Source organism: Streptomyces sp. NPDC001135, assembly GCF_053598395.1.
The window spans coordinates 1-9166 of record NZ_JBSFKD010000053.1; the positions used below are offsets into that span (position 1 = coordinate 1).

Annotated in this window: 9 protein-coding genes; 5 read left to right on the forward strand and 4 right to left on the reverse strand. The window is 70.6% G+C overall.

Features of this window, described 5'->3' with window-relative positions; translation table 11 throughout:
- Both ACWC94_RS39655 and ACWC94_RS39660 read left to right on the forward strand, forming a co-directional pair.
- On the forward strand, positions 1-731 hold a 731-nt coding region (locus tag ACWC94_RS39655; protein ID WP_450802294.1), incomplete at its 5' end, for a cytochrome c oxidase subunit I.
- Entirely contained in the window at positions 728-1063 is a 336-nt protein-coding gene (locus ACWC94_RS39660; RefSeq protein WP_450802296.1) for a hypothetical protein, read from the forward strand. The genes ACWC94_RS39655 and ACWC94_RS39660, both read left to right, overlap by 4 nt.
- Positions 1064-1487: 424 nt before the next feature.
- Here ACWC94_RS39660 and ACWC94_RS39665 read toward each other — a convergent pair whose 3' ends face one another.
- On the reverse strand, positions 1488-2516 hold the full coding sequence (locus ACWC94_RS39665) for a hypothetical protein (protein ID WP_450802298.1): 1029 nt from the start codon (positions 2514-2516) through the stop codon (positions 1488-1490).
- Positions 2517-2667: 151 nt separating this feature from the next.
- Here ACWC94_RS39665 and ACWC94_RS39670 point away from each other — a divergent pair, with 151 nt between their 5' ends.
- Complete coding sequence (locus ACWC94_RS39670) at positions 2668-3240, forward strand: hypothetical protein (protein WP_450802300.1); 573 nt, start codon at positions 2668-2670, stop codon at positions 3238-3240.
- A 31-nt stretch (positions 3241-3271) separates the two neighbouring features.
- Positions 3272-3898, forward strand: coding sequence for a hypothetical protein (locus ACWC94_RS39675; protein ID WP_450802301.1), 627 nt, complete (start codon positions 3272-3274; stop codon positions 3896-3898).
- A 59-nt stretch (positions 3899-3957) separates the two neighbouring features.
- Here the strand turns inward: ACWC94_RS39675 and ACWC94_RS39680 are convergent, their stop codons facing one another.
- Positions 3958-4983, reverse strand: coding sequence for an alcohol dehydrogenase (locus ACWC94_RS39680; protein ID WP_450802303.1), 1026 nt, complete (start codon positions 4981-4983; stop codon positions 3958-3960).
- 144 nt (positions 4984-5127) lie between these two features.
- The gene (locus tag ACWC94_RS39685; protein ID WP_450802305.1) at positions 5128-5790 is read right to left on the reverse strand and encodes a TetR/AcrR family transcriptional regulator; all 663 of its coding nucleotides are present in this window, start codon (positions 5788-5790) and stop codon (positions 5128-5130) included.
- Between the two features lie 169 nt (positions 5791-5959).
- On the opposite strand from ACWC94_RS39685, the gene ACWC94_RS39690 reads away from it, so the two are divergent.
- Positions 5960-7213: a YncE family protein gene (locus ACWC94_RS39690; RefSeq protein WP_450802307.1), complete on the forward strand. Its 1254-nt coding sequence runs from the start codon at positions 5960-5962 to the stop codon at positions 7211-7213.
- Positions 7214-7279: 66 nt separating this feature from the next.
- On the opposite strand, the gene ACWC94_RS39695 is transcribed toward ACWC94_RS39690, so the two are convergent.
- Positions 7280-9004 carry a cellulase family glycosylhydrolase gene (locus ACWC94_RS39695; RefSeq protein ID WP_450802309.1) on the reverse strand — a complete coding sequence of 575 codons (1725 nt, stop codon included), beginning with the start codon at positions 9002-9004 and terminating at the stop codon, positions 7280-7282.
- Positions 9005-9166: the final 162 nt, after the last annotated feature.

Here is a 9166-nt window from a genome sequence, read left to right on the forward strand (position 1 = left end):
CCGGCGGTGTCCTGCTGCCGTTCTTCTCCTTCATGACCTTCCTGATCGCGGTACCGACCGGTGTGAAGTTCTTCAACTGGATCGGCACCATGTGGCGCGGCAGCCTGTCCTTCGAGACACCGATGCTCTGGGTGATGGGTTTCCTGGTCACGTTCGTCTTCGGCGGGCTGACCGGGGTCATGCTCGCCTCGCCCCCGATCGACTTCGCCACCTCCGACTCGTACTTCGTGGTGGCTCACTTCCACTACGTCATCTTCGGCACGGTGGTGTTCGCGATGTTCGCCGGGTTCCACTTCTGGTGGCCGAAGATGACCGGCAAGATGCTCGACGAGCGCCTCGGCAAGATCACCTTCTGGACGCTGTTCATCGGCTTCCACGGCACCTTCCTCGTCCAGCACTGGCTGGGCACGAACGGGATGCAGCGCCGGATTCCCGACTATCTCGCGGCCGAGGGGTTCACCACGCTCAACACGGTCTCGACGGTCTTCTCGTTCCTGCTCGGCTCCTCGATGCTCCCGTTCTTCTACAACGTCTGGAAGACGGCCAAGTACGGCGAGCGGGTTGTGAGCGACGACCCGTGGGGCTACGGCCGTTCCCTGGAGTGGGCGACGTCCTGCCCGCCGCCGCGGCACAACTTCGTCACCCTGCCGCGGATCCGCAGCGAATCCCCGGCGTTCGACCTGCACCACCCCGAGGTGCCGGCTCTCGCAAGGGAGGTGAGCGCGCGATGACCGCGAAGGAGGAGTCGGCCCTGGTCCGGGAGGTCGAGGGGCATCTGCTGCTGGCCGCCGCGCGGGCGGAGGGCCGTGCCGCGGCGGCCCGGGTCGCCTCGCGGCTCGGCTGGCTCACCGACACCCAACGCGAGGACCTGGAGGCGCGGTTCGAGGCGGAGTACCTGGCGCTGACCCGTGCGTCGTGGTGCCGTACCGCCGAACGCGCCGCGGAACTCCGGCGGACGTACGAGCGGAGATACCGGGCGCTGCGTCAGCGGCTGGTGGCCTGGTGCGTGCTGGGCTGCGCCCTGCTGGCGGCGGCGGGCCTGCTGGTGCTCGCCGCCGCCTAGGGGTTTCCTTCGGATCGGGTCGGATCAGGTCGCGGCGTCCGGTGCGGTGCATCGCGAGGCTGACGGCCGGGTCCCGGGGTGATGTACGGGTTGGTGACGGATCTGGTGAGCCATCGCCGCGTCCAGAGGCACGCCCGCGCCTCGCGGTGCAGCGCATCACCGGGACCGCTCTGGCGCGTACCGCCGTCCCCGAGAATTCAAGGAGCCGCAGGGGACGGTGGACGCCGGGCGGCCGCACGAGCCGGCCGCCGGTCGACCGTCACCGGCTCCGGTCCTCCCGGCGGGGTCCGGTCCCGCCCCTCCACGGGGACCGACCCGCCTCAGGGCCCGGTTTCCGCCGGCCCTTCCGGCGTCGGCACGCGTCATCGGCTGCGTCAGGGACCCGATCGGCCGGCCATGGGGAGTGGAGCATCGTATCCGGGGATCAGCAGGGGACATCCCCCTTGCAGCGCCACCGCACATCACGCGGGTACGCGTGTGCGTTGGGCGAGAGCTGGTGTGCGACCCAGTTCTGCGTGTCACCGGGCGCGAGGAGGCCGTCGGCCTGATATGCGGCTTGCGTGCGGTTGACCGCGCAATCCGCTGGTTCGGTCACGTGGCTGTCATGGGCGGGGACGGTGCCGTGCCACAGACCGTCGGCCTTCTGACACGAGTGGTACCGCCCTGCCCGGACGTAGCTCAGCTTCGCGGTGACCTCGACGGCGTTCGGTCCGGGATTGGTGATCTTGAGGGCGAAGAGCACCCTGTCGTCTTCGACCCTCAGACACGCCCGCAGCGACACGCCGGCCGCTCCGTAACGGGCAGGACCGCACCGGCTCTGCGGTCCGAGTGCGTCCACCTGGACCTGGTCGGCCTGCTCGTCCTGCGCCCGGGCGGAGGACGAGCCGCCGGGGGACCGCTCCGGGAAGGCGGAACCGGCCTCCGCCGACCCCGGCCGAGCCAGGTTCTTCCCGATCCACACGGCCAAGCCCAGCAGGATCAACAGGCCGATCACGGCGAGACCTCGACGGCCGCGCCGTCCGGGCACCGGTAAGCGGCGGGGCACGGAGGACGGGGACGGAGGGGCGCTCGCCGGCTCCTCGTCCGAGGGGGTGTCGGTCTCGCGGGGGGTGCCGCTGTCCAAAGCAGGCGCCGGGGGCGGCTTGAGTGCGGCCTCGAGCTCCTGCCGAAGCACGGTCCACTCCTCGATCGCGGCGTCCACCTGGTCGCTGCCGGCTTTCGCGTACTTCAGGCAGGCGCGCACGTACGCCAGCGTGACCGCCAACGAGGGAGGTGTTTGTCCGCTCGCCGCCCCGGACAGAGCCGAGGACGAGTACGGCGCGTGTCTCTGCATCTCCTTGTAGGTGGGGTTCCCGCACTCCTTACGCAGTTCCCGAAGCCGCGAGGCGAAGGACTCCACGGGCCCGTCGTCGGGGTTGATCGGCCGCTCCTTGCGCCCCTGTCCGCTCGCCATCCACGTCCTCCGCTCACCAGCTTGATGACCAGTTTGATGACCAGCCCGCCGAAGCGTGCAGGTCATCAAGCGCCGGGCCAAGCTTCGGGCACCGAGCCGTCCGGCAGCCAATCGGGCGCCGGAGATCGGTGACAGAGCGAAAGGAAGTTCGATGAACAGCATGCGCAGGCGCCTGGCGCAGGCGGCGGTGTCGACGGCAGGAGCGGTTGCGATCTTGGCAGGGGGCGTCGTGGCGACTCCTGCTCCCGCACAGGCGGGGCCGGCCGACTGGGGCCGGGTGTGCATGTTCAACGCCCCGACCATCGTGCCCAAGGCGGGCCATGTCGCCTGGGCCGTCAAGGTGCGCGGGGAGAAGGACCACTGGATCTGGGGCTCGTTCAACCGGCACGAGGCATGGATCCACGGCGGTGCCTGGAAGGACGTGCGGGCGTCGTTCAGCCCGGGCGCGGGCTACGCCCGCTACCGCTGCACCTACACCCGGGACGGCAACTCCCGCAACGCTCAGGCTGCCTACAGGGCCGTACGCGGCAAGGGCTACGACTTCGTCACCAACAACTGCCTGCACATGTCGATGGCGGTCTTCAAGGGATACAGCAGCGTCCTGCGACGGGACCGGCGTCTGCCCTCGGCAACGGCGGGAGCGGGAACCACCGGCCGGCCCAACGACTACTTCTCCCACACCCTGAGCAACGCCCGCTGGGAACGGATCCACTACCAGCCCTGACCAGCCGCACCGGAGAGAAGGGAAGAACGGAATGGGTGAGCTGCTGCGGGTCGCGGCCCCGGTCGGGTCCTGCGTAGCCGCTTGTGCGGCTGTGGTGGTCACGGTGCTCGTCTGGCGCAGATCACGTCTGAACGCCCGGCTCGAGGTCGTGCGCGGCCTTCATGCGGAACTCATCAGCGCATCGGCGTCCCGAGACAGGCACGTCCTGGGGTCGCTGCACTGGCAGAACCGCGAGATCAACCCTGACGGGACGGAGCGCGGCGAGGTCATGCGTGCGTACTTCGCGATGCTGTGGCGTTTCGAACAGCTCCACGCCGGCCGGAAGGTCCTCCTCAAGGAAGGCAACGGCCGGCGGGACGTGGCACTGAGGATGCTGGACGAACAGGTGTACACGCACGTAGCCGAGTACGTGTGCACCTTCCCCGTCATCAGGGACAAACTGACCGAGTCGAACCGGGAGGACACGGTGTTCGACGGCGCCTACCTCGAGACCTTCCGCCACCTCCTGGCCTCCCTCGCGGACAGCTTCGAGGACCCGGAGAAGAAGGCACGGCTCGGGGCCCACTCCAACAACACCGAGAAGTGCGGCTGCAAGTGCCACGAGGTGGCGGCGAAGCCGCCCCTCCCCCCGCAGCGCCCCCACGGGGCATCGGTGTAGGCGGCACGTGAGCAACCCCCCGTCCGCGCGTCGCGGACGGGGTTTCGGTGTGTGCGGACTCAGCCGTGGGTCAGCACCATGCGGAAGCGGGCCCTGCCGGCGAGCATCTTCTGATAGGCCTCGTTCGCGTCGTCCAGCGGGACGGTCTCGGTCATCGGGCGGATGCCGTGCAGGGCGCTGAAGGCCATGGTGTCCTCCACGTCCTGCGAGGTGCCGGACGGGTGGCCGCGTACGACCCGGGCGGCCATGAGCAGCTGGGCCGGGTTGATGCCCATCGGCTCGGTGTCCGCTCCGATGACCACGAGCTCGCCACGCGGCGCCAGGCCGTCCACGGTGGCGGTGATGGCCTCGGAGTTGCCGGCGGTGGCCAGCACGACATGCGCACCGCCGAGGGACTGCAGGGCCTCGGCGACCGGGGTGCCGGAGGTGCTGTCGACGTAGTGGTGGGCGCCCAGCCGCTTGGCGAAGTCGGCCTTCTCCGGGCCCCGGGCGATCCCCACGGTCTCGAAGCCCAGCGCCACCGCGTACTGCACCCCGAGGTGCCCCAGGCCGCCGAGGCCGAGCACCGCGACCCGGTCGCCGGACCGGGCGGAGCTGCGCCGCAGCCCGTTGAAGACGGTCACGCCCGCACAGGCCATGGGTCCGGCGTCGCTCGCCGCCAGCGCGTCGGGGATCCCGGCCAGGGCGTCGACCGGCGCGATCACCTTCGCGCCGAAGCCGCCGTCGTAGGCCCAGCCGGGGACCTTCAGTTCGGGGCACACGATGAAGTCGCCCCTGCGGCAGGACGTGCAGTGTCCGCAGCTGCCGCCGAACCAGCCGACTGCCACCCGGTCGCCGATCCGCCGGCCCCATTCCTGCGTGCCCTCGCCGAGTGCCTCCACGCGTCCGGCGATCTCGTGCCCGGGGACCTCCGGGAAGGTCACGCCGGGCAGTCCGCCGTTCACGAAGAGCGCGTCACTGTGGCAGATGCCGCAGGCCTCCACGGCGATCCGCACCTGACCGGGACCCGGCTCGGGCACCTCCCGCTCGACCAGCTCGAACGGGCCGCCCGCGGCCGTGACCTGCGCGACTCGATAGGTACTCATCTGGCTCTCCCGTAGCTGTCGACCGGATTCCGGAACACGGGTACGACGCCCCCCGCACCAGCAGACCAGCTCCCGGCCCATCGCGCGCGCCGAGCCCTCCGGAACAGCCCTGACCTGCACCGGCGGACTCGGTAAGCCGCCCTGTCAGCCGGTCGCGGGACGCCAGCCCGCCGGCCGGAGCATGCCGAGCAGCAGCCGCACGAGTTCGTCCACCACCTCGTCCAGCGTGGCGTCCACCCAGCCCGCACTCCAGTCGTGCAGCAGGCCGTTGACACTGCCGATGAACGCCGCCGCCGCGAGCCGGTAGTCACGGGGCGCCGCCTCCCCGCGCACCACGGCCGCGTCCGCCTCGGCGCGGATCAGGTCGATCCAGCGGGCCCGGCGGGCCAGGCGCTGCTCCTCCAGACGCGGACTGACACCGACGATCTCCATGAAGGCGATGCGGACGCGGCGCGGGTCGGAGGTGACGTCGTGGGCGTAGGCGTGGAAGAGCGCGGCGGCCCGCTCGGCCAGCGGCAGCCCGTCCGCCGTGGCGAGGGCGTCCAGCACCGCCTGTTCCGCCCAGCCGTTGACCTCCAGGTGCAGCGCGGCGAGGACGTCCTCCAGGGCGCGGAACTCCTCGTAGAACTGGCGGGTGGACAGGCCGGCGGCCTGGCACAGCGCGGCGATCGTCGTCCCCCGGTAGCCCGGGTCGCCGCCGAACAGTTCCAGGGCCGCGTCCAGGAAACGGCGGCGCCGCTCGGCCTGTCGTTCCTCGGCGGTCCGGCCGCCGTAGCGTCCCGTCGGCGCCCTGAGTCTGCCCGTCACGCTTCCCCCATGTCACCCGCCGGTGACCCAATCTTGTCGTGCACACATCTTGTCGAGTAGGCCGCCCCGTCCTTACTTTTCAGTAAGTTCACTGTGAACGCGCCCGTGTTCAGATTCCCCGGCACTTGCCCGAGGCCCTCCGACACTCCCCCGAGGAAAGAGAGCAGTCATGCCTGCCTCCAGAACCAGGCACCTGTGCTCCGTGGCCGCCGCCCTCGCCCTGACCGTCGCCGGCCCGGCGACCGCCGCCACCGCCACGGGCGGCGGCGCCGACGGCCTGCGCGAGGTGCTGTTCGTCGGCAACAACTGGGACGGCACCGCCGACGTCATCCACTCCTCCGGCGACTTCGCGAAGATCGGCCGGATCAACGTCGTCCCGGACAAGGCCGAGCGGCTCGCGGAGATCAACGCCGACCCGATCAAGTGGATCTACTACACGTCCATCCGCAACGAGGTCGGCGAGGGGCACGATCAGTACGCGGACGACATGTACTCCACGCCCGACGGCAGGTCCGTGGTCGTCGCCCGGCCCAGCTTCGCCGACGTCGTCTCCATCGACCTGGCGACCGGCAAGGTCAACTGGCGCTTCCCGGTCGCCGGTTACCGCGCCGACCACATGGCGGTCTCACCCGACGGCACCCGGATCGCGGTCTCGGCCTCGACCGCGAACAAGGTGCAGGTGCTGGACATCGGCACCGGGAGGGAACTGGGCGAGTTCGACACCGGTGACAAGCCGCACGAGAACGTCTTCACGAACGGCGGGAAGTACATCTGGAACATGTCCATCGGCGAGGTGACCACCTCCCTCGACGCCCCGGGGTGGGACTGGACCAAGGGCGACCGCCACATCACCGTCGTCGACGCGACCACGTTCAAGCAGGTCAGGACCATCGACATGCGGCAGCGGCTGGACGCGGCCGGGCTGAAGGACTTCTCCGACGCCGTCCGGCCCGCCGCCTTCACGCCCGACTGGTCCAAGCTGTACTTCCAGGTGTCGTTCTTCAACGGCTTCCTGGAGTACGACGTCGCCGCGGACCGGATCACCCGGGTGAAGACACTGCCGCAGAACCCGGCGACGAACCCGGACCGCACCACCTGGCTGCTGGACTCGCGCCACCACGGCATCTCGATGAACCCCGAGGGCACCAAGCTGTGTGTCGCCGGCACGATGGACAACTACGCGACCGTGGTCGACCGGGCCTCCTTCGACGTCGGCCCGCTCGTCTCCGCCTCGACGCCGTACTGGGCGACCGTGAGCGGCGACGGCAGGGACTGCGTCATCTCCGAGGCCGGCGCCGACCGGGTCACGGCCATCGACTTCGCCACCGGGCAGAAGGTGCTGTCCGTACCGGTCGGCGACCATCCGCAGCGCGTCCGGCTGGGACACGTCCAGGCCGACTGGACGGGCCCGGCCGGGAGTTGAGCGCCGTACGGCCTCCGGGGTGACCCCACTCCTCCCGGGGGCCGTACGGCTTGTGCTCACCCGGCCTCACAAGTGCGCCGCCGCCCATGCGCCCAGCTCGGACCGGGCCGCGGCCAGCAGGTCCGGCGAAGGTGCCGTGGCCCCGTTGGTCACCAGCGCGAAGTGCCGGACACCGGAGTCGTGGTCGGTGAGCAGCAGGCGGCGGCTGCCCGTGCCGCCCGGTTCGGGGGCGACGGCGACCGGGGTGGAGGCGCTGTGGTCGGGCGGGGCGTAGACGGTGCCCAGGTCGGAGACGACGGTGGCCGACGCGGTGGGGAAGGACGCCGGCAGGTGCAGTTCGGTGGGCGCGGTGCCGTCGCCGGAGCGCCAGACCAGCAGTCCGTACTGGCCGGAGCCCACCAATCGGGAAACGTTCGGCAGGGAACTCGGCACCGGGTTCCAGGTGAGGGTCGTCGAGCCGTCGCGGGAGCGGTCCTCGTAGGTGAAGGCGAGGGTCGTACCGGCCGTGGCGGTCGGGTAGAGGCGGTCCAGCAGCCGGGTGTCCTGGCGCGGGGTGACGTTCCCCGAGTCGTCCAGCCGTACGGCGGACAGGTCCTCGTCGTTCCAGGCGTCGCCGGAGGTGAGCACCTTGCCGGGGTTGCCGTTCATCAGCTCGTGGTGCCGGCCGTTGTAGAGGTCCCACTGCCACTGGGTACCGGAGAGCACCGGGCCGGAGGCCGCCGGGTTGGTCCACCAACTCGCGCCCGGCAGGCGGGAGTCGAGGGCCTGGTACATGGCCTTCAGCACGGTCGGCGCCTTGTCGGAGACCGTGCCGGACAGCGGGTGGCCGAACTCGCTGACCACGGCCGCGCTACCGGCGGACGCGGCGCGGTCGCGGACGGCGGCGAAGTCGGAGGCGTACTGGCCGTCGCCTGCCTTGCCCCACATCAGGATGCCGGAGATGGCCTTCTGGTCGTAGAAGTGGGTGTTGAATACATAGCCTGGACCGAGCGTGCCCGAGTCCAGCAGGCCGCCTTCCTGTTTCTGGGTGGGGATGGTGGCGTTCCAGAAGAGGTTGGGCTCCACGAAGGCGGGCTTCTCCCGCCAGCCGGCGGCGTCCATGCGGGCGCGGAACTTCTCGTAGAACGGCCACAGCAGGTCCTTCTCCCAGGTGCGGGAGGTCTGCCCGGAGTCGTAGGAGCCCGCGTAGGGCTCGTTGTACGGGTCGAAGCCGGCGACGTCCGCGAACTCCGAGCTGGTCAGGTTCTGCTGGAGGTAGGTCATGACCGTCTGGGCGGTGGCGAGGAAGGCGTCCTGGAGGCCGTGGGCGTTGTGCCAGAAGTCGTACTGCGCCTTTCGCACGGCCGTGTTCTGGGTGATGTTCTGGCCCCAGAAGAGACAGATGCCGCAGGACTCGGCGGGATAACCCCCCGCGTCCACCGCCCACTTGGGGGCGCCGTCACCGGTGTACCAGCTGCCGCTGGTGAACAGGTGGCGGGAGTACAGGTCCTGGTGGAAGTCCGGGAAGACGCGGAGGCCCGCTTCCAGGAAGGCGCGCATCTGCGCGGTGACGGCGGCCAGGTAACCGGTGTCCACCTGGCCGCGCGCGGGTTCGGCGTGCGCCCAGGAGAGCAGGAAGCGGACCGTGTTCGCGCCGCCGAGGGCGCGCAGCGCGGTCGCGGACTTCCTGGCGTCGGCGACCGAGGCGAAGGGCAGGCCGCCGTTCTCCTCCAGCTTGGTCTCGCCGGAGACGTTGTAGCCACGCAGGACGATCTCGCGCCCCTGGCCGTCGGTGAAACGGCCGCCCTGCACGGTGAGCGGGGCGCCGTCGAACCAGAGGGAGCCGGCGGGGGCGGCGGCGTGGAGGGTGGGGGTGACGGTGGGCGGGACCGGGGTGGCGGTGGCGGGCGGGCGAAGTCCGGATCACGGGCGAAGCGTTCCTCCAGCGGCTCCACCGCGCTGAACCGGTCGATC

What these genes read in the sequence shown, in the direction of transcription:
- ACWC94_RS39665 (WP_450802298.1), bottom strand. Translation starts at nt 2,516, where the DNA reads ATGGCGAGCGGACAGGGGCGCAAGGAGCGGCCGATCAACCCCGACGAC.
- ACWC94_RS39680 (WP_450802303.1), bottom strand. Translation starts at nt 4,983, where the DNA reads ATGAGTACCTATCGAGTCGCGCAGGTCACGGCCGCGGGCGGCCCGTTC.
- ACWC94_RS39690 (WP_450802307.1), top strand. Translation starts at nt 5,960, where the DNA reads ATGCCTGCCTCCAGAACCAGGCACCTGTGCTCCGTGGCCGCCGCCCTC.
- ACWC94_RS39660 (WP_450802296.1), top strand. Translation starts at nt 728, where the DNA reads ATGACCGCGAAGGAGGAGTCGGCCCTGGTCCGGGAGGTCGAGGGGCAT.
- ACWC94_RS39675 (WP_450802301.1), top strand. Translation starts at nt 3,272, where the DNA reads ATGGGTGAGCTGCTGCGGGTCGCGGCCCCGGTCGGGTCCTGCGTAGCC.
- ACWC94_RS39670 (WP_450802300.1), top strand. Translation starts at nt 2,668, where the DNA reads ATGAACAGCATGCGCAGGCGCCTGGCGCAGGCGGCGGTGTCGACGGCA.